At 70.3% G+C, this 26843-nt stretch carries 16 protein-coding genes; 11 read left to right on the top strand and 5 right to left on the bottom strand.

Annotated features, from left to right (window positions below; genetic code table 11):
• Positions 1-1222: 1222 nt before the first annotated feature.
• On the bottom strand, positions 1223-3676 hold the full coding sequence (locus BKH32_RS06335; protein WP_075249154.1) for a (Fe-S)-binding protein: 2454 nt from the start codon (positions 3674-3676) through the stop codon (positions 1223-1225).
• A gap of 476 nt (positions 3677-4152) precedes the next feature.
• On the opposite strand from BKH32_RS06335, the gene BKH32_RS06330 reads away from it, so the two are divergent.
• On the top strand, positions 4153-5592 hold the full coding sequence (locus BKH32_RS06330) for a hypothetical protein (protein ID WP_075249153.1): 1440 nt from the start codon (positions 4153-4155) through the stop codon (positions 5590-5592).
• A 247-nt stretch (positions 5593-5839) separates the two neighbouring features.
• Here the strand turns inward: BKH32_RS06330 and BKH32_RS06325 are convergent, their stop codons facing one another.
• The 4 genes from BKH32_RS06325 to BKH32_RS06305 all read right to left on the bottom strand — a co-directional run bounded on the left by BKH32_RS06325 (position 5840) and on the right by BKH32_RS06305 (position 9779).
• Positions 5840-6157 carry a DUF4235 domain-containing protein gene (locus BKH32_RS06325; protein WP_075249152.1) on the bottom strand — a complete coding sequence of 106 codons (318 nt, stop codon included), beginning with the start codon at positions 6155-6157 and terminating at the stop codon, positions 5840-5842.
• A 1580-nt stretch (positions 6158-7737) separates the two neighbouring features.
• Entirely contained in the window at positions 7738-8103 is a 366-nt protein-coding gene (locus tag BKH32_RS06315; protein WP_075249150.1) for a hypothetical protein, read from the bottom strand.
• Positions 8104-8183: 80 nt separating this feature from the next.
• Positions 8184-8633, bottom strand: a complete 450-nt coding sequence (locus BKH32_RS06310; protein ID WP_075249149.1) for a TetR/AcrR family transcriptional regulator — start codon at positions 8631-8633, stop codon at positions 8184-8186.
• A gap of 78 nt (positions 8634-8711) precedes the next feature.
• The gene (locus BKH32_RS06305; protein ID WP_075249148.1) at positions 8712-9779 is read right to left on the bottom strand and encodes a YdcF family protein; all 1068 of its coding nucleotides are present in this window, start codon (positions 9777-9779) and stop codon (positions 8712-8714) included.
• 683 nt (positions 9780-10462) lie between these two features.
• On the opposite strand from BKH32_RS06305, the gene BKH32_RS06300 reads away from it, so the two are divergent.
• The 10 genes from BKH32_RS06300 (at position 10463) to BKH32_RS06255 (ending at position 26774) form a co-directional block, all read left to right on the top strand.
• Positions 10463-11548 (top strand): thiamine ABC transporter substrate-binding protein, encoded by a 1086-nt coding sequence (locus BKH32_RS06300; RefSeq protein WP_075249147.1) that lies wholly within the window; start codon positions 10463-10465, stop codon positions 11546-11548.
• Positions 11545-13683, top strand: coding sequence for an ABC transporter permease (locus BKH32_RS06295; RefSeq protein WP_343213292.1), 2139 nt, complete (start codon positions 11545-11547; stop codon positions 13681-13683). Before BKH32_RS06300 ends, BKH32_RS06295 begins: the two co-directional genes overlap by 4 nt.
• On the top strand, positions 13680-14747 hold the full coding sequence (locus BKH32_RS06290) for an ABC transporter ATP-binding protein (protein WP_075249146.1): 1068 nt from the start codon (positions 13680-13682) through the stop codon (positions 14745-14747). The genes BKH32_RS06295 and BKH32_RS06290 overlap by 4 nt, the downstream gene beginning before the upstream one ends.
• Positions 14748-14896: 149 nt before the next feature.
• Positions 14897-18559, top strand: coding sequence for a DUF3320 domain-containing protein (locus BKH32_RS06285; RefSeq protein ID WP_075249145.1), 3663 nt, complete (start codon positions 14897-14899; stop codon positions 18557-18559).
• Between the two features lie 522 nt (positions 18560-19081).
• On the top strand, positions 19082-20137 hold the full coding sequence (locus tag BKH32_RS06280; protein WP_075249144.1) for a hypothetical protein: 1056 nt from the start codon (positions 19082-19084) through the stop codon (positions 20135-20137).
• A 161-nt stretch (positions 20138-20298) separates the two neighbouring features.
• Positions 20299-20784 carry a hypothetical protein gene (locus BKH32_RS06275; RefSeq protein ID WP_075249143.1) on the top strand — a complete coding sequence of 162 codons (486 nt, stop codon included), beginning with the start codon at positions 20299-20301 and terminating at the stop codon, positions 20782-20784.
• 124 nt (positions 20785-20908) lie between these two features.
• Complete coding sequence (locus BKH32_RS06270; protein WP_075249142.1) at positions 20909-21349, top strand: YbjN domain-containing protein; 441 nt, start codon at positions 20909-20911, stop codon at positions 21347-21349.
• On the top strand, positions 21349-22218 hold the full coding sequence (locus BKH32_RS06265) for a hypothetical protein (protein WP_075249141.1): 870 nt from the start codon (positions 21349-21351) through the stop codon (positions 22216-22218). Before BKH32_RS06270 ends, BKH32_RS06265 begins: the two co-directional genes overlap by 1 nt.
• A 389-nt stretch (positions 22219-22607) precedes the next feature.
• Positions 22608-25649 (top strand): hypothetical protein, encoded by a 3042-nt coding sequence (locus BKH32_RS06260; RefSeq protein WP_075249140.1) that lies wholly within the window; start codon positions 22608-22610, stop codon positions 25647-25649.
• 258 nt (positions 25650-25907) lie between these two features.
• Positions 25908-26774, top strand: coding sequence for a glutathione S-transferase C-terminal domain-containing protein (locus tag BKH32_RS06255; protein ID WP_081376719.1), 867 nt, complete (start codon positions 25908-25910; stop codon positions 26772-26774).
• Positions 26775-26843: the final 69 nt, after the last annotated feature.

Below are 26843 nucleotides of genomic sequence, written 5' to 3'. Positions count from 1 at the left end.
CTCCAATCACCAACCCCGGAGGCACCAGCATCGCGCCCCCGGGAGAAGCCTTGTAGGAATCAGGGAACACCACGAAAGTTAACCTGCCGATCAGCAAACACATAGGGACCAAGGCCCCTGTCCTCACGGGCATAACTCCCCATTGAGGCTCACCGGGTTCGCCACCTCATGGCGCGTACCGCATGACTGGGTGCCGGCCTGCCATCGACCCGGGCGTCGAGTCCAGTCTTGTGCTGGTCAATCGCCAGAACAACGTGCCTCATACGACGCCCGGGATCGCCTGACGTCGCTCACCGTACTCCGTCCGGTCCCGCCGATGATATCTACCTGGATTTCACGCCCGCAGAAGGGGTGAGCCGGTATTCTTCATCATGAAGGTATTTTCTCCGGAGCTCTCGGATTGGGGTCGCGACAATGAACATGATTCCAGAAACAGGGGATCCTCAGGCTCCGGATGGTGCCCTCATGATGTCATCTTGAAGCTGAGGGAAGCGAGTGGGTTCGTGGCCGACGACAGTGAAAGTGACATTAGAAGCGAGGGCGGCGTCCCCGTAACGGCGTCCGCCCCGCAGGTGGGTGGATGGCGAAAGCGTGGTGTCGCGGTGCGACGCGCCCTCCTCGGGACCATAGGAGCCTGCCTGGCCGTGGTGATCGGCCTTGCCGGCTGGATGTACTGGACCCACCCGAGCACCACCACCGCCCCCCTGCCCGCCAGCGCCCAAAGAGGCGAGGAAGGGCATTACCCCCTCCTGTCACAAGACACGGGGGCATATTCACAGAACTAGCCGACGCTAGCATCTATGCAGGTCACAGTACCTTCGACGGATGCTGCGAATAAGCCTCACGGGATGCTGCGCCCAGGGCCGTTGCGCTCCAGGAACCGCGAATGGGTTGGTACGGTGATGTGGAAACCGTTCCATGCGGCGGAGCCGGACTATGAGCTGCGGCTCGGCGAGAGCGTACACATCGAGGGACTGGGAACAGTGACCCTCCTCGAAGTCAACCCACCCCCAGCCATCCCAGAGATCAACTTCTTCAGAGAGAGAAACGTTGGAGGGTGGGACTATCGAGTGAATATCACTCTTGACCCCGGACTCTCCCTGTGCACAAAACGCAACCCATGCACACAGAAATAACCGCGGCATCGAGCCGGGCATTTCTCGCGGCCCCCAACAGAAATTCTGTCGGGCTACGCGAGAAATGCCCGGCTCGGCGGGGTGGGCTACTCCCCTCCGCGGCGCACGGCCTCCAGCATGAGGGTGGCCACGTCCGTGACCCGCACGTCCGCGCCCTCGGAGGCGACGCCGTCGGAGAGCATCGTCGTGCAGAAAGGACAGGCCGTGGCGATCACCTGCGCGCCAGTGCCGATGGCCTCGCGCGAGCGCTCCACGGCGATGCGCGTCCCAATCGTCTCCTCCATGAAGGCGCGCGCGCCGCCACCCCCGCAGCAGAAGCCCCGCTCGCGGCTGCGCGGCATCTCCACCGTGGTCGCGCCGGTCGCCTCCAGCAGCTCACGCGGCGGGGAGTAGACCTGGTTGTGGCGGCCCAGGTAGCAGGCGTCATGGTAGGTGACCGTCGGGATGGCCGGCTCGCCCGCCGCCTTGCCGGCGGCCTGCCCGCCCGACGACTCCGCCGGGGCTTCAGCCTGAGGCGGCGCCGGGCGCAGCCGGCCCTCGCGCACGAGCCGGCTGAGCAGCTGGGTGTAGTGGACGACCTCGTAGCGGCCCCCGATCTGCGGGTACTCCCGCGAGATCGTGTTGAAGCAGTGCGCGCAGGTCACCACGATCCTCTGCGCCCCGACCTCGCCCAGGGTCTCCACGTTCTGCGCGGCGAGCATCTGGTAGAGGATCTCGTTGCCGGCGCGCCGAGCCGGGTCGCCGGTGCAGGTCTCGGCGTCGCCCAGCACCGCGAAGCTCACCCCCGCGGTGTGCAGCAGCTCGGCCACCGCCCGCGTCGTCCTCTTGGCCCGGTCCTCATAGGCGCCCGCGCAACCCACCCAGAACAGGTAGTCGACGTCCGCGGCGCTCTCGACGTCGTCGCCGATGACCGGCACCTCGAAGTCCAGGTTCTTGGCCCAGTCCAGGCGCTTGCGCGCCGGCAGCCCCCACGGGTTCCCCTTGGACTCCATCTTGCGGAACATGCCGCCGAGCTCCTTGGGGAAGGCCGACTCCATGAGCACCTGCTGGCGGCGCACGTCGACGACGTGGTCGACGTGCTCGATATCCACTGGGCACTGGTCCACACAGGCCCCGCAGGTGGTGCAGGCCCACAGGACGTCGGCGGGGATGACCTCCCCGGCCAGGGGCGCCGGCCGCGTGGCCACACCCGTCTCGGTGGGGGCCGCCTTGGCTGCCAGCAGCGCGCCGAGCACGTCGCCGGTGTGGGCGGTGCCCGGCTCCAGGCCCAGGTTCGTCTCGCGCGCCAGCCCGTCGTGCATGCCCAGCGCCCTGCCGACCAGCCCACCGGAAGTCGGGCGGGAGGCCACCATCTCCTCGGTGACGTCGTCGGGCTCGACCCCCAGGGCGCTCGCGGCCCGCAGGTAGGGGGCGGCCGCCGCGTGGTGGTCGCGCAGTGCCATGACGAACAGCTTGGGGGACAGGGGCTTACCGGTGTTCCACGCCGGGCACAGGTCCTGGCAGCGGCCGCACTCGGTGCAGGTGGAGAAGTCCAGCAGGCCCTTCCAGGTGAAGTCCTCGATGCGGCCCACGCCCAGGCGCACCTCAGGGCCCTCGCCGGAGTCGGCGGCCTCCATGGCCTCCTCCAGCGCGTCCATGGTGGCCTCGGTCAGGGGCTCGTCGCCGACCATGAGCGGCTGGAGCGGGCCCAGGGCCTTGGAGCCGTCCACCTCGCGGCGCGCGTAGACGTTGAGGATCGCCAGGAACCGGTGCCAGGCCACACCCATTGAGGGCTGCAGACCCACAACGACGAACCAGGTCATCGACAGCACCACCTTGATGGTGGCGACGATGAGGATCGCGTTGCCCAGGGCGCCGGTGCTCACGGGGGCGAGCAGCGGGCCGGTCCAGGCCGTCAGCGGGAAGTGCGTCCAGGAGGCCAGGGCCCGCTGCGCCGGGTCGGGGGAGGCGGCCAGGCGGGCGTGCTCCAGCATCCGCAGCGCCAGCACGCAGGCGACCACGCCGATGATGGTGGCCTCGACGAACTTCGCCTGGGCTGACGTCGACCCGGCGAAGCGCGAGGTGCGCGGACGCTTGCCGCCCTCGGAGTCCGGTGCGTAGGGCGGGGCGGCCCGGCCGGCCCGGGTCAGGCGCCAGCGCAGGATCGTCAGCCCCACGATCCCGAAAGTGGACAGCCAGGCGATGGGCTCGACGATCCAGGCCCACCAGGAGGCGTGCCCAATGAGCGGCAGCGTGAAGTCGGCCCCGCCCAGCACCTGCCCGTAGCCGGCCACGAGCGTGAGGAACAGCAGCGGGAAGGAGACCATGACCAGCCAGTGGGCGGCCTTGATGAAGGGGCGGCCCTTGAAGGCGGTGTGGCCCACGAGCGCGCCCAGTGTGAGCGCCAGGCGCTTGCCGACCGGGCGCAGGCGCTCCGGCGCGGCCGCGCGGCCCACGGCCATGCGGGCGCCAATAGTGAAACAGGCGCGTGCGAAAACTGCGATACCGATCGTCGTGGCAATGACGACGATGACGACACAGACGATCTGCACGGCACTCATCGGGGCGGGCTTCCTCAGGTCTTTGAAGGCAAAGGCGGAAGCGCTGGGAGGTGGCCGGCGGCGCCCCGGAAGGTCGCCTGCGCGGCACACCGTCGGCGCTCCACGTCAGCCTACCCGTGGGTCGGCGGGGAGTTGGAAGGGGGCGGTCGCCGAGACGCCACAGTGGAAAAGTGTCACGATTGGCGACTTTTCGAGCTCGGCTGGCGGTCGCGAGCTTGGCCGGATCCTCGAAGACTGGCTCTGACCTGTGCAGATGTGGCAGCGCCCGGCGCGCGGAGAGCCTCCGCGAACGGCGTGCGGTCAGGAAAAGTCGCCCAGAGTGACACAACGGCATGCGGAACTGGTGTGTCGATTCATGCACGTCTCAGAGACGACCATTACCGTGCGGGCCTACAGCACCAGGAGGCGCGTACCTCCGTTCCCACCGTCCTGCGCCAGCAACAGGCCTGTGACCACCATCAGCGACAGGAGCAACTGTGTCCCCCCGCAAGAAGCCGACTGCCAAGACCCGCCAGTCCACCACACCCCGTAAGCCTGCCGCCCCCAGACCGACGAAGGTGACCCTCTCCCGGGTCAAGGAGATCCTGATCTGTGTCGACGTCCCCGCGATGGTCAGTTGGGATGGGTCGCTCGTGGGCCTGACCGACAACAGTGCCCTGAGGTTCCAGGTGGTCCCCGACCTCCTGACCGTCTCTATCCAATGGCATTCGAAGGCCCCGTTTTACATGTTGGAGGCGCTGTGTATCCTCGTCGAGTCCTGGAACGCCAGTCCGGACAACGATGACATGCTGAGGGCCTATGTCGTCCACTCGCCGGAGGATGACTCGGTGCTGTTGTGCGCTGCCTCCACACTGCCGGTGTCGGCTGGGATGACTGACGACCAGCTCGGCCACTACCTGCGCGAGGCCATTGACGCGTGCATGTTCTTCGAGGAGTTCCTGGAGGAGACTTTCCCGCAGACACGCTTTGACGACTTCGCCAAGGACGCCGGGATCCCGATACCCGACAGCCCGGAGGAGTTGCTGGCCGAGCTGGGCGGGGAACCTGCCGAGGCCGTGAGCCAGCTGGTCGAGCGGGCCCGGGTGCTCCTCGATAGCGACATGGACAGTGCCTCCATGCTCCTGACCCAGGCCTCCAGGATTGCCGAGGCCAACGGCCTCGACCCGGTGGAGATGGGCATCCATGACGTCTTCGCTGCCACGATGGAGAAGGTCCTTGGGCAGCCTGAGATGTTGGGTAGCCGGGAGGAGGTGCTGGGACGGGCCATGCTCGAGGCTCTCAAGGCGGAACGCGACGAACCGGATCACGCCGAAGGTGACGAGTCCGATGGTCCCAACGAGCCTGCCGAGTCGAACATGCTTGACGACGGCCAGGCCGAGGCTGCCATCGCGGACCTGTTCGGGCTGAGGGGCCTTGGTCGTGTTCCCTCTCGGCTGCCTGCGCTGACTCTCCCGCTCGTGGTGGAAGCGTTGAACCCCGACTACGACTTCCTGGAGAAGGACGATGCTGTCATCATCCCGATCGGGGATGATGCCTGCGAGCTGGTGGTCGGGGTCGAGGGGACGGAGCTCATCGTGACGGCGCGCTGGAGCGGGATGACCCCGTTGGACCGGGTGCTGGCGCCGATGGTTGCCAATGACTGGAACGTGGTCAGTCATGTGATGGGTGTGCGCACGGGCTTCGCTGACCGAATGGGTGAGGCGATCAGTGACGCAGCCACCACTGGTCAGGCCCCTCCTCAGGCAGGTGACTCGGTGCTGAAGGCCCGGCCCGATACCGGTGGTGACATCATCGCCCGTGCCTCGTGGTGCCTGGGCGCGGGGGTCTCCAAGGCTCAGATCGTCGCGATGGTGGATGCAGCCGCGGCGGAGGTCGAGGACATTGGCTTGTTCCTCCGCGGTGAGGTCGGCATCTGAGAACGGGGTCCTGGGGCTGAGGCGCGACAGAGGAGAAAGTGTCACGATTGGCGACTATTCCGAGCTCGGCTGGCGGTCGCGAGCTTGGCCGGATCCTCGGAGACTGGCTCTGACCTGCGCAGACACCGTGGCGCCGAGTGTGCGGAGGTCCCCTCGTGAACGGTGTGCCGGCTGGAAAAGTCGCCAATCGTGACACGGGACCACCAAAAAAGTGTGCCGACCCCGCAATGGGGCCAGCACGGAGTCCTCAGCTGCTGATGGCGCGCAGCGCGTAGGGGGAGTCGGGACGGCGGGCGCTGTACCACTTGGCGGCCTGGCGCAGCCCGAGCTCACGCACCAGGGTGACAGTGGCCCCGGAGATGATGGCGAAGGTGACGATCTCGGCCAGCTTGTAGTTGAGGAGCTGGTCCTCCTCGCGCGGGGCGGGCCGGCCGGAGATCGCCCGCCAGCCGAGCGCCACGACCTTCTCAGCCACGAACCCGGAGGCGAGCGTGGCCACGGCCGCGGTCGCCTTCCACATGAAGTCGGTGGTCTGGTCGATCTCGGCGGGGTCCTGTGCGCTCATTGAGTCCTCCTTGTGCCCCGGTCGGGCGGTGTCGTGGGTGCCTGCGTGGTGGCGGCGGACCGACGGTGTCGGTCCGTTCTGCCCCGATCATGCCGTACCCGGGCCGACGCCGCAGCCAGTCCCACCCGCGTGGCGCCAACTGTCGGGCCTGCGCGTTCGGGGGTTAAGAGACGAACCGACGACCTGCCCTACGAACGCGCGGGAGGGTGGTGGGTTTTGTGGCGCCGGGCGTGTGACTGGGTGGGGCGGAAGGGGGTGCCGACATTGCTGTGCTGGCGAGTGTCAGAGGATGCGCTGAGGCTTATTCACAGCATCCGTCAAAAACGCTGTGACCTGCGCAGATGCCGGCGTTGGCTAGCCCTGTGAATAAGCCTCGCTGCCGGCGTATCTCGAGGAATGCGCTGCCGAGAATGCTGGTGTGGGGGCATCACAGAGAGCGCGCCGCCCTGACGGCGAGGCCCACGGCAATGATCGAGGAGTTGAGGTGTCGAGCAGGGTCGCATGACGTCAACGCTCTGGATTGTTAAGACTTTTCAGGGAGAGTCTAAGTGGTTCCCAGGGAAATGGGTGGCCGGCACCTTGTGCACGCAAGTGCGCCCTGATACCTTATTTGACGAGGAGGCTTATTCGCGGCATCTTTCAAAGGTGCTGTGACCTGCGCAGACGCTGGCGTCGGCTAGCCCTGTGAATAAGCCTTGAGGTGTGGGAAGTCCCTTGATCATTTCTGGAGGGCTGGAATGGCCAAGGGGTGCCGGCTGGTGGGATTGCTTGCTGAAGAGCAGCCACCGTGTTTGCTCGATGGGGTATGTGAATGTTTCGGGAGAGCAACAGTTTGACTGCCGTGCTGACGTATGCCATCGTCATTGTTTTCACCGCGATTTTTGTTGCTGTCAACTGGTCGGGGCCGGGAAGAGTCTTGTCGCTGGCTTCCGTTGCCGTCATTGCCTGCGCATTGCTGGCACTTCACTCAAAGTCCTTCACCATGGCTGTCGGGGCCGCGGTTCTCCTTATCCCTCTGCCCTTGATGGCGATGTGGACGAGCGCCGGCTCTGCGACGGGCGTCATCGGGCCGCTGGTTCTCTTGGTCGGGGTCGCTTGCTGGCGAACCTGGAGGTCCTCAAGGAGGGTGGGGCTGAAGCGATCCGGTTGAGTCAGTCGACTGGGGGTGGCCTACCCCTTCGTGTGTGAGGGCGGTCGGGGCGTGTGGTACCTCCCGGCCGGCACCGCAGCCAGTCCCGCCCGCGTGGCGCCAACTGTGGGGCCTGGGTGCTCGTACCGCGCGCCGCGCCTTCGGGGGCGTCGGGGCGGCTGCGGGATGAGTCGGTGGGGCGGTGGCTTGGTGTCGATGGTGGAGTGGTTGCCTTGCTGTGTGTGTGGGTGGGTTGGGGTCAGGGCTCGAAGCGGCGCCCTGCCCTACGAACGCGCGGGAGGATGGTGGGTGTCATAGCGTGTGGTGCCGAGCCGCTGCCTGAATGAGGTGGCGGGCTCACGCCTGGAGGCTTATTCACAGGGCTAGCCGACTCCAGTATCTGCGCAGGTCAGAGCACCTTTGACGGATGCTGTGAATAAGTCTCTTGGGCTCACGCCTGGGTGGGGCGTATGGCGGCGTTGATCTGTGCGGCCAGGCCGGCGGGGTCGTCGACCGTGAGGTAGAGGTGCGTGAAGCGCTCCTCCTCCAGGGTGACGACCAGCGTGTTCTCGTAACCGGAGATGTTCCAGAACTGAGCCGTGCCCTCGGCGTGGAAGGTCCCGGAGAGCTTGCTGCCGGCCTGCAGTCCGGGCCCGCGCCAGCCCTTGGGCTCGTGGCGCAGGCCGGGGTCGTGCGTGGCGCCGCGCACGTGCGCGAGCGGGAACTCCAGTCGGGAGGTGTAGGACCACATCTTGTCCAGCCCGTGCGGCTCAACGCTCAAGGTGGTGTCGGTGATGGTGACGGTGTTGCGGCTCATGATGTCTGCTCCTCTCGTGGGCAGGCGGTGGGGTGGAAGTGAGCTGGTGGTCTGGCTAGTGAGTGCGGGGTCGGGGTGGATTACGTCGGCGGTGAGGCCGATGCTGTTGGGGCCGCTGTGGCCGAGCTCGACGTCGCAGAGCCGGCCCGCTCCAGCAGGCGCCGGCCGAGTGCCTCGGCGGTGATGTCCGCCCGGTCCAGGGCGACCTCGAGGGCCTCGCGCACGGTCGGGTCCCCAGGAGCGATCTCCATGAGCGCCACGAGGACCAGGTCGAGCTTCTCGCGGCCAGCCCCTGCGGCGTCGGTGGAATCACTGGGGGTGGCCGCAGGGCTCAGAGCGGCCAGCGCCTCAGTGAGGCAATGCTGGAAGAGCCCGTCCTTGGAGCCGAAGACCCCGTAGAGGCTGGCGCGGTTGACGCCGGTGGCCCGAACCAGATCGTCCACGGAGGCCCCGGTGAAACCGCGCTCGGCGAAGACCGCCGTGGCCGAGCTGATGGCCTCGCTCTCGATGAAGGTGCGTCGTCGTCCCATGAATCCAGAATAGATGTTCTGGAATGAACAGTCAAGAACGATTGTTCTGAAATCTTTGGGCGAGGGAGACCGCTTCGCTCAGCCGATGGTCCCCGTCTGGGCGCCGATGGCCAGCAGCGTGTACAGCACGGCGAAGACCCCGGCGACGGCGGCGCAGGCCACGGCGGGGCGGCGCCGGTAGGTCAGGACGGCGATGTACTCGCGCAGCCAGGCGTTGACGATGTAGAACCAGGCCGTGCGCGCCGGCGCCACCGCCCACGGCACTCCCATGTCGGAGGCGAGGATCGCGGTGCGCACCGCGTGGAAGGAGCTCGTCACCAGCAGCACCTGCAGGTCCGCCATGCCACGCTCGGCCAGCAGGTCGCGGGTGTAGGAGATGTTCGTGCGAGTCGTCGTCGAGCGGTCCTCCAGGAGGATCCGCTCGGGCGGGACGCCGCGGGCGATCGCGTAGTCGGCCATGGCCTGCGCCTCGCTGGTCGGCTCGTCGGCGCCCTGCCCGCCGCTCATGACCAGCAGCGGTACGCCGGGGCGCAGGGCCTCCTCATCGCGCCAGGCGTCGATGCCTCCCTTGATTCGCGAGCCCAGCAGCGGCCCGACCTTCCCGTTGATGAGGCCGGCGCCGTGGACCACGACGACGTCGGGGTGCGGCATCGCCCGACGTCCGCCCCAGATCCGCTGCACCATCGTCTGGCCCAGGAAGATGAGGAGGAAGGCGCCCAGGTAGGCGCAGGCGCAGAACATGAGCGCGGCGACCAGCAGGGCCCAGGGGTTGGCGGCGGCCACGAGGGTGACGGCGGCCACCGGCGTGGCGATGAGTCCCAGGCCGGCCGCCAGGCACAGCAGGTTGCTCAGGCGCCGGCCCTCGCGACGGATGAGGACGACGCCGTTGAACATGAGCAGGAACGGCATGAGGGCGATGAGCAGGAAGAAGGCGACGCTGCCCAGTCCCACCGGGATCGAAAGAGCAGGAATGAGGGAGGCCAGGTGGAGCAGCGCTCTCACCGCAGAGCCGACCAGGAGCAGAAACAGGAGCCCGTTGCGCAGCCGACGGTTGTCGCGGCGTCGCGAGAGCTTGAGGAGCCCCCACCACAGTGCCAGGGCGGCGACGTCGACCAGCGGAGCGGGGAGGAACCAGGGGGTGCTCATGGGGTGGGTTCCTCTCGTGGTGCAGGGGCGTCGAGTTTTCTCGGATGCGGGGGAGGCGGGCCCTTCCCGGCATGGCGCGGGGTGGTGGGTGCCGACGAGTCGGCGCTCATCACAGGCGCGGAGCCGGCAGATGCCGCCTTGACCGCCTTGCGCTCATGCGATCAGGGTAGGAGGTGGAGCCCCATGAGTGTGAGCGTCGTTGGAACGATTCGTGGGAGGTGGCTCTCCACCCTTCGGATGACGGCGCGCGCGCCGGCTCCTCCCTGGGGTGAGGTGGTCGGACCGGCCGTGCGCCGGCTGCCGGGCCGCGCGGTCGTGCCTTATGTCGCGCGATCGAGGGTTAAGGGTACGATCACGCGACCTACCCCACGATCGCGCGGGTGGGTGACCCGGGTGGGTGACTGGGTGACGCTGGAAGGCGAAGAGGCCCGGATCGCGGGCCGGACGGGGTTGGAACTGGCGGGCGGCCTCGAACTAGAGTCGACCTGCAACGACAGGGGAGCGCTCCGTCGTCGGCCCGGCCGTCACTGGCCGACGGGCCGACGCCGACGGCGCTGAGAGTGCGGAAGCCCGCAGACCCTCGAACCTGCTCCGGTTAGTACCGGCGAAGGAAGTCGAGACCATCTCCCCGGCGCGCCGCAGGTGGTCGCCGGGCCCTCCGGAGAACCATCCAGGAGGAACACATGAGCATCCAGTCCACCCACCGCCCCGGCCGGCCCCACCCGGCCCTCAGCCGCCGCGCCCTGCTCGCCGGGACCGCCGCCGGAGCCGCCGGCCTGAGCCTGGCAGCCTGCGGCAAGGACAAGAAGACCGACTCCAAGACCGTCACCGTCGTCACCCACGACTCCTTCCACGTCTCGGAGGACCTCCAGAAGGCCTTCACCTCCGAGACCGGCTACACCCTCAAGATCGCCACCTCCGGGGACGCCGGCGCCCTGGTCAACAAGCTCGTCCTGACCAAGGACGCCCCCCTGGGCGACGCCGTCTTCGGCATCGACAACACCTACGCCTCCCGCGCCCTCGACCAGGGCGTCATCGACACCTCCGCCACCGTCACCCTGCCCAAGGGCGCCGAGAGCTACGTCGTCGCCGACACCCCGGCCCTGGCGCCCATCGACGTCGGCGACGTCTGCCTCAACATCGACACCGGCTACTTCACCGGCAAGGGCCTCACGCCCCCGGCCACCTTCGAGGACCTCACCAAGCCCGAGTACAAGGGCCTGCTCGTGGCCATCAACCCCACGAACTCCTCACCCGGCATGGCCTGGATGCTGGCCACCATCGGCCACTTCGGCGCCGGCTCCTTCGCCGGCTACTGGAAGCAGCTCATGGCCAACGGCACCCGGATCGCCGAGGACTGGAGCGCCGCCTACGAGACCGACTTCTCCGGCAGCGGCAAGGGCACCTACCCCATTGTCGTGTCCTACGCCTCCTCGCCCTCCTTCACGGTCTCCAAGGACAAGAGCTCCAGCTCCACCTCCGCCCTGCTGGACACGGCCTTCCGCCAGGTCGAGTACGCCGGGGTCCTCAAGGGCGCCGCCAACCCCGAGGGCGGCAAGGCCTTCGTGGAGTGGATGCTCTCCAAGGCCGTCCAGGAGGACATCCCCGGCCAGATGTACATGTACCCGGTCCTGCCCGACGCCGCCCTGCCCGAGGCCCTCACCAGGTTCGGCCAGCTGTCGAAGTCGCCGGTGAAGGTCGACCCCAAGGAGATCACCACCCACCGCGAGGAGTGGCTGAGCACCTGGACCGAGGCCGTCGGCAAGTGAGCGCGCCGGGCGAGGAGACCGCCGCCGCGCGAGCCGACGCCGGAGCCTCCCGGCACGCTGAGCCCGCCGGCACGCGCCGCCGGGCCCGGGAGGTGCCCGGGGCGCAGTCATCAGCGGAGGTCTCGGGAGGCGGTCCGGTCCGGCCCGACGCCGGAGCCTCCCCGGTGCCGGTGCCGGTGCCGGTGACGGTGACGAGGACGGCGTCGGGGCCGGCCGGGGGAGGCGCCGCTGCCCGATGCGCCGGCGGCCCCCGGCCCGGCTGGGGCGAGCGGGCCGGCTGGACCCTGGCCGTCGTCGGCCCACTGGCCTTCCTGGCGGTCTTCTTCGCCTGGCCCGTGGCCACGCTCATGGGCCGCGGCCTCGCTCCCGACGGCGCCCTGGACCTGACCGGCTTCGGCGAGGTCCTGGCCCGCGAGCGCACCTGGCGGATCCTCACGCAGACCCTCACCCAGGCGGTACTCGGCACCGCCGTGTGCGTGGCCCTCGGCATCCCCGGCGCCCTCGTGCTCTACCGGCGCGCCTTCCCCGGCCGCGACCTGCTGCGCGGAGTGGTGACCGTGCCCTTCGTGCTGCCCAGCGTCGTCGTCGGCGTCGCCTTCCACGCCCTGGTCACCCGCGGCGGGCCCCTGGAGTCCCTGGGCCTGGACGGGACCCTGACCGCGGTGGTGGCCGCGCTGGCCTTCTTCAACTACGGGCTCGTGGTGCGCACCGTGGGCACCATGTGGTCGCGCCTCGACCCGCGCGCCGTGGAGGCCGCCCGGGCGCTGGGGGCCTCGCCGGTGCGGGCCTTCGCCACCGTCACCCTGCCCGCGCTGGCCCCCGCCATCGCCTCGGCCGCCTCCCTGACCTTCCTGTTCTGCGCCACCGCCTACGGGGTGGTGCTCGTGCTCGGCGGGGTGGGGATCGGCACCATCGAGACCGAGATCTACCGGCTGACCACCCAGTACCTCGACCTGCGGGGCGCCGCCGTCCTGTCGGTCGTCCAGCTCGGCGTCATCGCCCTGGCCCTGTGGGTGGCTGAGCGGGCGCGCGCCGCCACCCAGACGCGCCTGCGCCTGCGCACCGAGGTGCCCGCCTCGCGGCTGCGCGCCGCCGACGCCCCCGCGCTCGCGCTCACCGCCGCCACGGTCGGGGGGCTGCTGGTGGCGCCGATGGCGGTGCTGGTGGCGCGCTCCCTGCAGCGCGACGGCGCCTGGACGCTGGCGAACTACACCGACCTGGGCTCGACCGGCGGGCGCAGCGCCCTGCTCGTGACCGTGTGGGAGGCGGCCGCCAACTCGGTGGCCGTGGCCGTGGCGGCCGCGGCCATCGCCCTGAGCCTGGGGGTGGCGGTGTGCCTGGTGGTCTCGCGCCGACCCCGCAGCCGGGCGCTGGCCAGGGTCATCACCGGGCTCGACGCCGCCTTCATGCTGCCGCTGGGCGTGTCCGCCGTGACGGTCGGCTTCGGCTTCCTCATCACCCTGGCGCGCCCGCCGCTGGCCCTGACCCGCTCCTGGTGGATCCTGCCGCTGGCGCAGGCCGTGGTGGCCGTGCCGCTCGTGGTACGCACACTGCTGCCGGCGCTGCGCGCCATCGACCCGCGTCAGCGCGAGGCGGCGGCCGCCCTGGGGGCCGGACCCGGCCGGGTGCTGGCGACCGTGGACGGTCCCCAGCTGCTGCGTGCCGGCGGGCTGGCGGCCGGCTTCGCCCTGGCGACGTCGCTGGGGGAGTTCGGGGCGACGTCGTTCCTGGCCCGCCCCCAGGAGCCGACCCTGCCGGTGGTCGTCTACCGGCTCATCGGCAGCCCCGGCTCCCAGAACCAGGGGATGGCGCTGGCCGGGGGCGTGGTCCTGGCGGTGGGCAGTGCCGCCGTCATGCTCGGCTGCGAGTGGCTCCAGACCCGGCTCGGCCCCGGGCGGGGCGGGCGCGCGGGGGTACGAAGCAGTCGGCCGGCAGACTCCTTGAGCGCTGCAAACCTGGACGGGCGCGAGCTGGCGGGCGCCTCGGACCCGGCGCCCAGGCCGGCTGGGGCGTCGGAGTGTCGGCAGGTCTCGGACCGCGGGGTCTCCTTGGAGGCCAGCGGGCAAGCAGTGGACGACGATGGCGAAATGGTCCGGTCGCGCGGGCCCAGGACGGATGGAGGCGAGCGGCCATGAGCCCGACTGCCAGTGACGCCAGTGCTTCGACGGGCCTGTCCGTGCGCGGGCTCGCCGTGACCTACGGGGACCTGCGCGCCGTCGACGGCGTCGACCTGGAGGTGGCCGCCGGGGAGGTCGTCGCCCTCCTGGGGGCCTCCGGCTCGGGCAAGTCCTCCCTGCTGCGGGCGGTGGCCGGCCTGGAGGAGGTGGCCGTCGGCGAGGTCGCCTGGGACGGGCGGAACGTGGTGCGCGTGCCCGTCCACAAGCGCGGCTTCGGCCTCATGTTCCAGGACGGCCAGCTCTTCGAGCACCGCGACGTCGGCGGCAACATCGCCTACGGGCTCACCGGCCTGCCGCGCGCCCAGCGGGGCGAGCGCGTGCGCGAGATGCTCGAGCTCGTCGGCCTGCCCGGATTCGAGCGACGGCGCGTGACGACCCTGTCCGGTGGGCAGGCCCAGCGGGTGGCCCTGGCCCGGGCGCTGGCGCCGGCACCGAGGCTGCTGCTGCTCGACGAGCCCCTGTCCGCCCTGGACCGGGCCCTGCGCGAGCAGCTGGCCACCGACGTGCGCACCATCCTGCGCCGGGGCGGCACGACGGCGCTCTACGTCACCCATGACCAGGACGAGGCCATGACCGTGGCCGACCGGGTCGGTGTCATGGAGGCCGGCCGCCTCCTGCGCCTGGACACCCCTCAGCGCCTGTGGGCCGACCCCGCCAGCCGCAAGGTGGCACGGTTCCTGGGCTTCGACGTCGTCGGCGACCTCGCCCTCGCGCCTGGCGCGCTGCGCGTGGTGGAGGCCGTGGCGGGGGAGCGGGGTGGGGCCGCGCAGACGGAGACACCGGAGACGCCGGAGACACTGCCTGCCACCGTGCTGGCCTCGCGGCTGCGTCGCGGCCAGTGGGAGGCCGAGGTCGAGCTCGACCCCGAGCGGCTCGCCGGGCTGGCGGGGCCGGACGGCGTCGGGGCCGATGCCGCGGCTGAGCGTGAGTCGGCCCGGGCCACCGCCCTGACCCGGCGCCCCCATGCTCCCGGGGCGCGCGTCGCCCTGAGCCTCGACCCCGCCCGCACCGCCCGCCTGTAAAACGCTGGTGCGGAAGCCCCGTCGTCGCGGTCGTGCCTTAGGTCGCGCGATCGAGGGTTGAGGCTACGACCGCGCGGCTTAACCTACGACCGCGCGGAGGAAAGCGAGCGAGCGAGATGACACACATCCCTACACCACCCATGAACCGTATGAATTCCGTGATCTCTGACAATCTGCCCGTTTCCAAGGCGCCCACGCCGTTCCAAAACTGGCAGAAGAGCCTGCTCGACCTCTCCCTGCGCAACCCCCTCATCAATCGCACCTCTCGCCACGCCGTGGAGCTGCGCGTCCCGCCGGCGCTCATCGGTGAGTTCGAGGACCTTGTTAATGACAAGGAATACATCGCCCTCGCCGCGGGGCGATACCGGCCCGCTGGGCTGTCCGACGACGGCCTTCAGCAGGAGCAGATCCGAGCGGAATCACTCCTGCAGGAACGAACCGTCGAGGTCGAGCTGGCACCCAAGGAGCGTGTGCAGCGCCTCCAGGCCCTGGCCACCAGCGCCCGTACCGCCATCGAGGAGACCGGCGCCAACAACCTCTACCTGGCCATCGGCACCCTCCATTGGGACAGTGACGGCAGCCGCCTGCACTCCCCGCTCATCCTCATCCCTGTCAACCTCGAGCGGATCGGCGACGACTTCAGGCTTATCCTCGACGAGACCGGCGCCTCCACACCCAACTACTCCTTCCTCGATCGTTTCGCGCGGGACACCGGTATTGAGCTCACCGAGCTGAGGAGTCCGAGGCTCGACGAGCACGGCATCGACCTTCGGGCCACTCTCGACGGCGTGCGCGACCGTCTGCGACGCGCCGGCTGGGACGACGTCGTCACCCCCACGGTCCACCTGGGACTGTTCCGCTTCTCCACCTACCGGATGTGGAAGGACCTCGAGGACCACTGGCCGACGATCTCCGCCAACCCGCTTGTCGCCCACCTCATGACCGGTGGGCACCACGACTTCGTGGACCCGGTCGGCCCGGCCGATAGGGACCTCGACATCGACGAGGCGATCCAGGACCTGCCCCTGGCCGCAGACTCCGCTCAGGCCCGAATCGTGGCCGACGCCGTCGCCGGGCGCAGCCTCGTCGTCGAGGGGCCGCCCGGAACAGGTAAGTCCCAGACCGTCGCCAACCTCATCTTCCGGGCACTGGCCACGGGGCGGTCCATCATGTTCGTCGCCGAGAAGAAGTCAGCCCTCGACGTCGTCGCTCGGCGCCTGCGCGAGGAGACCGGCATCGGGGACCTGCTGCTCAACCTGCACGACAACGGTATGAAGCCGACCGAGGTTCGTCGGGCACTGCGTCGCGCTCTGGCCCTGCGGCGGGGAGAATCCGGAGACAGCGCCGGGTCCGACGTCGGTGCTGGTGAAGTGGCTGAGCGCTCTGACCCGACTGTGCTGCGCTCCGAGCTGGCCGGGATCCGCGCCGAGCTCGACACCTACCGCCGAGGTCTGTACGTGCCGGCGCCGGATGGCCCGTCCTATAGCGGGCTCCGAGAGATGCTTGCCCAGCTCGGGGGCTCTGGTGATTCTGCCGATTCTGCGGCTGCCCAGGCCGCTCTGGAGGAGCGGGCCCGCGCCACCGGCCTGGACGCCTTCGACGCCGCCGCCCACAACCGGCTCATCGAGCGCTACCGCAGCATCCTCCAAGGGCTGCGGGCAGCCCTAACCCCCGAACTGCTCGACGTCGTCCTGGCCCACCGCGACCAGGTCCTTCAGGGCGCCGCCGCCCGCGCCGAGGCGCTGCGCAGCGAGCTCAACCGCCGTCGCAGCGCCATGAGCGTGCGCGAGCTGATCCGCACCTACGGCGACCTCATCACCGCCCTGACTCCCTGCCTGCTCGTCTCGCCCGACTCGGTGGCCCGGTTCTTCCCGGCCGACCGCCGTTATGTGGACATTGTCGTCTTCGATGAGGCCTCCCAGATCCGGGTGGCCGATGCCGTGGGCGCCATGGGGCGCGGCCGCAGTGTGGTCGTGGTCGGTGACCCCAAGCAGATGCCCCCCACCCCCGCAGCCGGCGAGACACGAGGGGAGCAGACGGCCGAGGCCGACTCCATCCTCACCCGTTGCCTGGACAGCGGTCTGCTTCGGCGCCGTCTCACCTGGCACTACCGCAGCCGGGACGAGTCCCTCGTCGCCTTCTCCAACCGCCACTACTACGACGGCAAGCTGCGCACCTTCCCGAGCCCGCTGACCATGGCAACCGGGTCTGATGACGGCCCCGGTGGGCACGGCATCTCGCTGCGGCGGGTTCGCGGCCGCTACTTCCGGCCCGAGGACAGTGCTCGGCACCCCAGTGCTTCTCCGAACACCAATCCGCACGAGGCTCAACGCGTCGTGGAGGAGGTGCTCCGGCACGTCGAGGCATCCCCCGAGCGCCTGCCCTCGCTGGGCGTCATCACCTTCAACGATCGTCAGCGAGACCTCATCGAGAACAGGCTGCGTGAGGCCGCATCGCCGCGGGTCATTGAGGCCCTCGACGCCCGCGACGGCCTGTTCGTCAGAAACCTGGAGAACGTCCAGGGCGAGGAGCGCGACACGATCCTGTTCTCAGCGACCTTCGCCGCCAACGCGCACGGCGATCTGCCGCTGAACTTCGGGGTGCTCAATCATGCCGGCGGCGAGCGTCGCCTCAACGTGGCCATCACTCGGGCCCGCAGGCAGGTCATCATCTTCACCAGCTTCGACCCCCAGGACCTGCACGCCGAGCGCACGGCTCACCGAGGAGTCAAGGACCTGCGCGCCTACCTCCACCAGGCCGCCGAGGGACGGGCCCCACGGGCCCTGCCGGCCTCGCAGAGTCCACTCAACTGGCACCGGCGCGAGATCGCCGAGGCGCTGGACGCTGCCGGGCTCGTGGTCCACACCGGCGTCGGCCACTCCACCTTCGAGATCGACCTCGTGCTGGCACGTGCCGACCGGCCAGACCTCCCCACCGTGGCCGTCATGCTCGACGGGCCGCAGTGGAACGACCGGAAGGGCGTCGTCGACCGCGACCTGCTGCCGGTCGATGTCCTGCGCACCATGGGCTGGCAGCGGGTCGAGCGGGTCTGGATGCCTGAATGGGTGGCAGACCCGATGGCCGTCGTCGCCCGTCTCGTCACGGCAGCCGGCGGCCACTGGGCGCAGCCGACGCCGTCGACCACCGTGCTCGAATCGGGGCGGACTGCCCGTGCTGAGGATGCTGCGCCGCTGACCGACGACGACGTGAAGGCTGATGCCCGGGGCGCCACCGACGTGGGCGGCGAGGCGCCGGTTCCTGTTTCCGGCTCGCGTGCCCCGGGCGAGGAGTACGCGGCTTGGACCCCGGCGGGTGTGCGCCCCCTGGAGATCCTCGACCGAGCCAGTACTGACCCTGAGGCCAGGAAGGTGCTCGTCGAGGTCGCCACTGCTATCTGCCAGGTCGAGGCCCCGATCTCCAAGCATCGGCTCTACGTCAGGATCTCCCGCGCCTTCGGGCTGTCGCGAACCGTCAAATCACGCGAGGAGTCGATCCGGGCGGCCCTGGGGGAGGCCTTCGCCTACTTCGACGAGGACGGCTTCGTGTGGGCCTGCCGGGACGATGCGCTTGCGGCTCCGACCTACCGTCGCAACGCCTTGGACCATGTGGGGTCCATCCAGGACATCCATCCCCGCGAGCTGGTGGGGCTCATGGCCCAGGCGCGTGCGAAGAACCCGGAGTGGGCTTCCCAGGAAGACCTGTTCAGGTGGGCACTCAAGCGTCTGAGTGCGAAAAACCGCAGTCTCGGAGCGCGTGGGGTGGCGGAGGCTCTCACCAAGGCCCTCAAGGACGTGGAGGGCGTGCGCGTGTAGCCGCCGGACCCGTCGTCGCGTTCGTAGGGTAGGTCGTGCGATCGAGGGTTAAGGCTACGACGGCGCGGCTTAACCTACGACCGCACGGTCAGAGGGGCGTTGGGCCACCTGTCGATCACGGAAAGGTCTCGCCGCATGCCCCGGCCGGGCGGATCGCACCCATAGCGACGCCGTGATCCTTATCACTTATCGGCGCTTCTCGGGTCGCTCCGACACGGACTCCGTCAGGACTTTTCTCCTGCATGGCGCCGCCGTTGTGGGCGGACGAGAAGCCACATCGTCGGAGGAATGGCAAGGGGGAGTCCTGCCCGGATACTGAGCCTCGCGAGGTCAAAAGATCACGAACAGGTCGCAGTTGAAGTCTCTAGTTGAGTAGCATCCACAGTGCTGGCAGCCGTGGGTGTCATCTGCGCCGGGCTCGTGCGTCGGCGTTGTCGCCGGCACCGGGTCGCGTGTCCACCGCCTCGGCAATCGGCGCCTTCCTCAGTGATAATCCCGATCCTCCACCGCAAGGAGCCTGACATGTCCGCCTACGTCCGCTACTACCGGCGGCTTCAGGCACTCACTCAGCGCCTGAGCACCTACCTGGACCGGTTGGAGGCTCGCGCCCGGGAGTTCGGCGTCAGTTCGGCCCGCACCGCGATGGAGATGCAGATCACCGACCCGGCCTCCGTCTCAGCCTTCCGCTCGGAGGTCGAGGCCCAGATCATGTTCCTGCACACCAAGGCCCAGCGGGTCTTCGCCAAGCACTTCGCCCCCTTCCTGGACATCGACGCCGACCTGTCCATCGAGGAGGACCGTCAGCTCTCCGCCCGCCTCCAGGACGCGGCCAACCTCGTGGGCGGCTTCGAGGCGCGCCTGCGCGACATCATCGAGGAGGTCTTCGCCCCCGGCCGCGCCGAGCAGGCCCGCGAGGAGTGGAACCGGGCCATGACCGACTGGCGCCAGGCCCAGTTCTCCTTCACCTGCGACAAGTGCGGCGACCCGGTGCCGCTGCCCGAGCTCTACCACATGCCGGTGTTCATCACCTGCCCGCGCTGCAAGTCGCGCGTGGCCTTCCAGCCCACCGAGGCCATGGCGGCCGCACCCACCTGGGCCAAGGAGGTCGCCAAGACCACCTGCTACGCCGAGTGGCAGAAGTCGGAGTCGGAGCAGTCCGCCGAGGAGGGGGTGGGTCTGGCCTTCTTCTACTACGTCGACTACGCCATCGCCCACCACCTCATGATGAACCGCCTGCTGCCCTTCTACGTGCGCTCCGAGGGCGGCCAGGAGGCCCTGCGCCGCGACGTGCGCAAGGCGCTGGAGACCCGCACCCACCAGCTGCGCCCCGACGAGGTCTCCCCCCAGTACCACGCCATGGAGTACGTCAACTTCATGGGCGGGCTGGGCCGCTCGGCCCAGATCCTGGGTCAGGAGGGCCTTGAGGACCGCCGCCAGCTCATCCTGCAGACGGTGCGCGACATCATGCGCCCCGACGAGCCTCTGGCCCGCTCCATCCTGGACAACACCTTCACCGAGGAGCTGTGGAGCCAGCAGGCCCACGCCGCCGACCAGCTCTCCTGCGAGGTGCCCCGCTAGCGTTCCCACCCGCCGTCCGCCCGGCCCGGCTCGCGGGCGGCGCGCAGACGGCTCGAGCCCGACGGCGCACCGCGCGACTCCTGTGCCGTCCCGTCGGCTTGTCAGCTCTTCGTCCCCCGGGCGGCCCGACGCCGTTCGGCACCCTTCCCGAAAGGACCACCATGGTCGGCTTCCGCAAGAAGTCACAAGACAGCGCCTCCTTCTCCCGGTCATCCGGTACCAGGGCGGACGGGAGAGCGGGGGCCGCCTCCTCAGGTGCTGCCCAGCGCTCCCGCACCGAGCCCACCGCGCGCTCCGGCAAAGAGCGACGCGGTCCGGTCGCCGGCCGCCGTGGATACACGGCCTCCGAGCAGATGGACTCGCGCTGCCTGACCCTGGCCGAATCGGCCTCCGGTGTCCTGGGTCGATCCCTGGACCAGGCGCTGGGGCGGCTCCCGGACGGTCCCGGCGCCCCCGCCTCCGGGGGCTCCGCCGGACCGGCAGGACCGGCCGCGGGGAACTGGCTCGACGCCGTCGGCGTCCCGGGCTCGACTAGGGGTCGGGGGGCATCTACGGGTAGCGTGCGCAGCACACAGGTCGGCGCCGGCCAGGTCGGCGCCGGCCAGGTCGACACGGTCGCGGACATCGCCTCCGACATCGAGTTCTGACGGCCCGCCCTGTGCCACCACCGGCCCCAGGCCGGATCACCAGCTGCGCGCCGCACACCCCAGGCGGCGCCATCCGCACCGAATCCGCATTACGCCCCGCACCGGGAAGGAGGCGAGAGACCCCATGAGCGCGCAACCGGCTCTGACCCTGGAGAGGGTCGAGACCTGGCTGTCCCGGCACGGCATCACCGCCGGCCCCGAGGAGGACGGCGCCGTTTTCATGGGCTTCCCGGGCTGCGACATCGGCGTCTACCTGCACGACGAGGAGGCCGCCCTCGTCGTGGCCGGCATGTGGCGCGGGCGCCCGGCGGCCGAGCGCCTTGATGAGATGCGCGCCTTCATCGACGCCCAGCACCGCTCCACCTATGGCCCGGACCTGGCCGTCACCCCCGCCCACGACCCCGGCCGCCTCCTGCTGAGCACCCAGATGGTGGCCTACGTCGGTGCGGGCATGAGCGAGGCCCAGCTCGACGCCTTCATGGACATGGGCCTGGGCATGACCCTCGCCTTCTTCTCCACCGTGGAAGAGCGCTTCCCTGAGCTCGTCGCCTGGGAGGAGGACTGATGGCCTGGTGGAATCAGCCGGAGGGGTCGGTGACCCCGACCGTGACCCTCAGGCGGCTCGCCGCCCGGCTGGCCGTGCGCGGCCACCGCTACGACATCGACCTGTCCGAGGGGGTGGTGCGCTTCTCGGCGGCCGGGTTCGACTACGTGCTCATGGTGGTCGACCGCCGGATCCTCGCCGTGCACGCCCACCACCAGCTCACCGCCGCCCTGCCGGGCTCCGCGGAGCTCTCGCGGGTGCGTGCCGTGGCCCAGGAGGTCTCCAGCGGCCGGCTCATCCCCGCCTTCTACACCGAGGTCGACGACACCGGCCTGGGCCTGTGCGCCGAGGTCCTCACCAACATCGGGGCCGGGCTCGACGACGCCCAGCTGGCCGGCACCCTGGACTTCATCCTCGACGGCGTCGATAAGGCCCTGCGCGAGGTCCTCGGCCTTCTTGCGGCCCAGGACGCCGCTGCCGACAGGCGGCCCGCCGGCGGGCCGGAGGCTGAGAGCGCACCCGAGGCCCAGGCCGAGAGCGGGCCGAAGACCGAGGGCGAGACCAATGCCGACGGCGAGGGCGGCGGGGCGACCGTGATCGCCCTGCCCGAGGCGCCCCAGCCCGCCCGGGCCGCCGACGAACCCACCGGCGCCGCTGGTGCCGCCGACGCTGCTGGGGCTGTGGGAGGAGATCCCGCGCACGTGAGCGCGCAGGCTCCTGCTGGCGCGATGACGGGCGGCATGGCTGCTGGCATGTCTGTCGACATGGCCGATGCGACGGTGGAGATGGCCGCTGTCGTCGACGGGCCGGTCCCCGGTGCCCCGCGTGATGCTGAGGGCGGAACCGGGGCTGAGACAACCGACACCCCCAAGCCCCTGCTCGTGTCCTAGCGCGCGCCGGTCTCGCGAACCCGGCACGGCGGCATCCGTTGGAAACACTGGAGTGGTGGGAGCCGGCGTCGGGGTGCCCGGTCCTGTGACCGACCGGCCCGGATGGGGGCGCCCGCCCTCGACATGCCCTGCGGCCGAGTTGCCGCTGGCCGTTGCAGTGGCGGATTCTATAACTGTTCGGTAACACTGGACGTCGGGCAACCGCCCTCTGGACGAAAGGAGCCCGATATGCCCATGCCGCCGTTCACCGGTGAGCGGTGCGGGACGACGCTCCACCCACGGCGCCCCTGGGGTACGCGGATCGCATTCCGTGCGTTCTTGCAGCACACGGTGGAAGCCTTCGCCTCATGACGGTGCAACGTCAGGCTCCGCCCGGAAGGACAGACTCCATGACCACACGCGAAGACATCCTCGAGCGTCTGGCCTACGCCGATGCCCTCGGCCACGGCCCCCAGACCTCGGCCCTCATCGCGGAGGCCGTCAGCTGGGCGGACGCACTGGGCGACGAGGACCTGCGGATCGCCACCCGACTGGCCCTGACCGAGGCCTACCAGCAGGGCAACGAGGCATGGAAGGCGCTGGCGCCCTTCTCATGGAACCTCGGCCGCTACCAGCGCCGCCCCGAGGCCTTCGACGACGCCCAGGTGTGCACCCTGCACTGGCACTTCAAGTGGGCGGTGGCCGTGGCGGGCGCCAACCCCAGGGTCTCCAAGGACAAGGTGCGCCAGCTCGAGGCCAGCCTCGAGGAGTTCTACCGCTCCGGGTGCGCCTCCATGCACGTCGTCCACGGCGAGCGCGCCTCAGTCGCCGGCCTGCTGGGCCTCGAGGAGGAGGCCGCCGAGGAGCTGGCCGCCTGGCGGGCCACCCACCGCGATGAGAACGCCGACTGCGAGGGCTGCGACCCCATGCGCCAGGTCGCCTTCGCCTACCGCACCGAGGCCTGGGAGCTGGCCGTGGCCACCGCCGTGCCCGTGCTGACCGGTGCCGTCAGCTGCTCCGTGCAGCCCCAGACCACGCAGTCCCTCGCGCTGCTGCCGCTGCTGGCCTCGGGCCGGCCCCGGGCGGCCTGGGAGGCGCACCTGCGCTCCTACCGGGAGATCCGCCGCAACCCCAAAACCCTCATCTCCCTGTCCTACCACCTGGAGTACCTGGCCCTCGTGGGGCGGGTGGACCGGGGCCTGGAGATCCTGCGCCGGCACCTGCCCTGGCTGGCCCAGGCCGAGTCCGCCTACGTGCTGCTGTCGGCCCTGCGCGGCATGAGCCTGGTGCTGCGCGAGGCCGAGCGGGCCGGCCGCGGCGAGGAGCCCCTCGGCGTCGAGGTCCCGGCCGCCGACCTGTGGTACCCGCTGCCGGGGCTGGAGGCCTCCACCACCATCTCGCGCGTCTACGCCGAGATGACCGGCTGGGCCCGGCGCCTGGCCCAGCAGTTCGATATGCGCAACGGCAACTCCACCATCTCCGACCACCTGGAGCGCTCCCTGGCCCGGGCCGCCTTCGACGCCGCCCCCGGCGCGGTCCACGGGCTGGGCGTGGAGGTCGACCTCCTGGAGCCCTCCGAGGAGCTGCCCGAGCCGGCCCAGACGAGCCTGACCGTGGACGAGGACGGCGCAGCACCCGACGTCGCCTCCCTCCTGGGCCTCGTGGCCGACGACGACGGCCTGGTCCAGGAGCACGCGCCCCGCACGACGTCGGGCCAGGAGACGGATGGCCGACGCGCCCGCGCCGGACGCACCGCCACCAGCCACCAGAGCGGCGACGCGCCCTTCCCCCTGGTGGACCTCGTGCGGCCCCGGCCGGTGCGCAACGGCGAGGAGGCGGTGCGCCGCTACGTCGACCACCGCCGCACCATCGGCTGCTCGACGATGGACTACTGGTACGTCGTCGACCAGGTGGCCACGCGCGACCTGCTGCCCCCGATCGGTGAGGAGATCCCGGGCCTGGAGTACCACACGGGGCTGCTGCGCGCCGCCGCCATGACCTGCCGCACCGAGATGGACGAGGCCATCGCCGAGCGCCTGCGGATCCGCCCCCTCATCGAGCTGGCCTTCGGGCCGCTGGGCGCCTACTACGTGGACCTGCTCAACCTGGACAACGAGATCACCGCCGACTCCATCGCCGAGTGCTCCCAGGACGCCGTGCGCGACCAGCGCCTGCAGCGGGCCACCTCCCTCATCGGGCAGATCGAGGCCCAGGTCGAGGACCTGGTGTCCACCGAGCTGCTCGACCCCGGGGGCACCGACGCGCTCGTCCTGGCCGCCGACGCCCTGCTCGTGGGGGCCTCGGTCCTTACCGACCTGCACGCCAAGGACGAGGCGCTCGGGGCGATCCAGGTCGTCGCCCGCGCCGCCGACGCCGTCCCCGAGGACCGCCACGCCGAGCGGATGGACGACATCCTCGACATGGCGCGCGCCGAGGTCCTGGCCGAGTGCGGCGACGTCTACAACGGCTGCCTCCTGGCCGAGGAGGTCATGCGCCGCCACGAGAAGGTCTCCCCGGTCCTGGCCGCCCGCGGTCGGCGCCTGCTGGGCATCTCCTCCATGGAGGTGGGCCAGTTCGACGAGGCCATCGCCCAGTTCCGTGAGCAGGCCAACATCATGCTGGCCGCCGGCGTCACCCTGTACGCCGTGGCCTCCCTGCTGTCCCTGGGCTCGGCGCTGGAGGCCTCCGAGCGCTACCTGGAGAGCGCTGAGGTCCTGGAGTCCGCGCTGGCCCTTGCCCAGCGCACCGGGGCCAGGAGCATCGCCCTGTACCTGCACCGGCTCCTGGCCCAGACCGGCATGGCCATGGGTGAGGAGGAGAGCGTCGCCGAGCACTCGCTGGACGCCGCCCGGATCCTGCAGGACCAGGGGCGCCGGGCGCTGGCGGGGGAGTACCTCTCGCACGCGGCGATGGCCGCCTCCAACCTCAAGGACAATGTGCGCGCCGCCGCCCTGTTCCGTCAGGCCGCCGACCTGGAGGACACCCGCACCGACCAGGGCTGCCTGGACCGGGGGCGGGCGCTGCGCCGCTCTGCGCGGGCGCTGGTGGACGACCTCACCCTGCCCATGGCCCGGGGACGGCTCGACGAGGCCCGCAGGATCATGGAGGAGGCCCGCCAGGCCTTCGCCGGCGTGGCCGACACCGAGGGCTACTCCTCGGCGTGGGAGATCGGCGACTGGCACGACGACATGGCCTGGATCCTGTGGCGCACCGGCCAGAACTGGCAGGCCGTCCAGCACTGCGAGGCCGCCTACGACGGCTACATGGACACCGAGGACCGCGACTCGGCCTCGCGGGCCCTGTGCATGCTGGCCCGCCTGCATGCCGAGCGCGGCGAGCGCGACGAGGCCCTGGCCGCCTGCGCCCGCGTGCGCGACCTGCTGGGAGAGCCGCACTGGGACGGGCATGACGCCCTGGAGTTCGTGGCCTCCGTGGAGGAGACGCTGCGCTGACCCGCGGCCCTGGTCCGCGGACGGGGACATTCCGCGCGGCCGGGGGCGTGTCGTTCCGGACGGGGCGTTCGACGCCGTCGGGGACCGGAATCCTGTCCCCGAACGCGCAGGATGTCCCCGTTGAGGGAGGGACGTCGTCGGCGGCGGGTGCGGGATGCGAGATTCCGCCCCGTGAGAATCGGGTGACGGCGGCCGATATGCGAGGAATGATTAGCCCTGGGCATCCGACCCCTCGACGACCCTCCCGGGAGGCACCCCTTGGCCATCGCAGTCTCACACCGATTCGTACCCAGCGGCGACCTGCCCGTGGAGGCGGGGCGCTACCGACTCGTGGCGTCGGGGGCCTGCCCGTGGTGCCGCCGCGTCCTCATCGCCCGGCGCCTGCTGGGCCTGACCGAGGCGATCCCCGTGTCCTGGAGCTACGGCAAGGGTGCGGACGGGTACTGGGAGCTGACCGGTCCCGACGGCGGGCCCGGCGTGGATCCGGCGCTCGGCGCCCGGTCCCTGGCCGAGGTCTACGAGAAGACCCCCGGCTACGAGCCGCCCCCCACCGTCCCGGCCCTCGTGGACACCACGACCGGCCAGGTCGTCAGCGACGACTCCGGCGACCTGCTCTTCGACCTGTCCACCGCCTGGTGGGACCTCCAGCGCGACGGCGCCCCGGACCTCTACCCGCTCAACCGTCGTAACTCCACCGACGCCTGGGATGCGTGGGTCGGCTCGCAGATCAACGTCGGCCACGCGGTGGCCACCCACTCCCAGGACCCGGAGAAGGCTACGGCGGCGGCCAATGGCGTCCTCGTGGGCTTCGACGTCATCGACACTCTCCTGGCCCGCGCCACGCGGATGGAGGCCTCCCGCGAGGACGGCCTGACGATGCTCGACGGGCCGGCCCTGTCCGCCGTCGTCGCCATCGGACAGTTCCTGTGCGGCGACAAGCCCACCGGCAGCGACATCCGCCTGTTCACCACCGTCCAGTCCTACGAGTACGGCGGGCGCCAGCACTACCCCGGCGGGGAGGCGCCGTCAGTCTCCTTCTGGCCGGCGCTGGCCCGCTGGTTCCGTGCCCTGGAGAGCCGCTCGGGCTGGGTGGGGTCGGAGGAGCGCAGCGCCCTGGGCTGCTGAGGCCGCGCCGATCCGGTGCGGGGCCGGCGACGTCGGCCCGAGCCGGCGCTTGGTTCTCGCGGCCGGTTC

The organism is Actinomyces oris (genome assembly GCF_001929375.1).
Taxonomy (GTDB): domain Bacteria; phylum Actinomycetota; class Actinomycetes; order Actinomycetales; family Actinomycetaceae; genus Actinomyces; species Actinomyces oris_B.
Note: the sequence above shows the minus strand (reverse complement) of the source record. Positions and strands in the feature narration are given on the sequence as shown.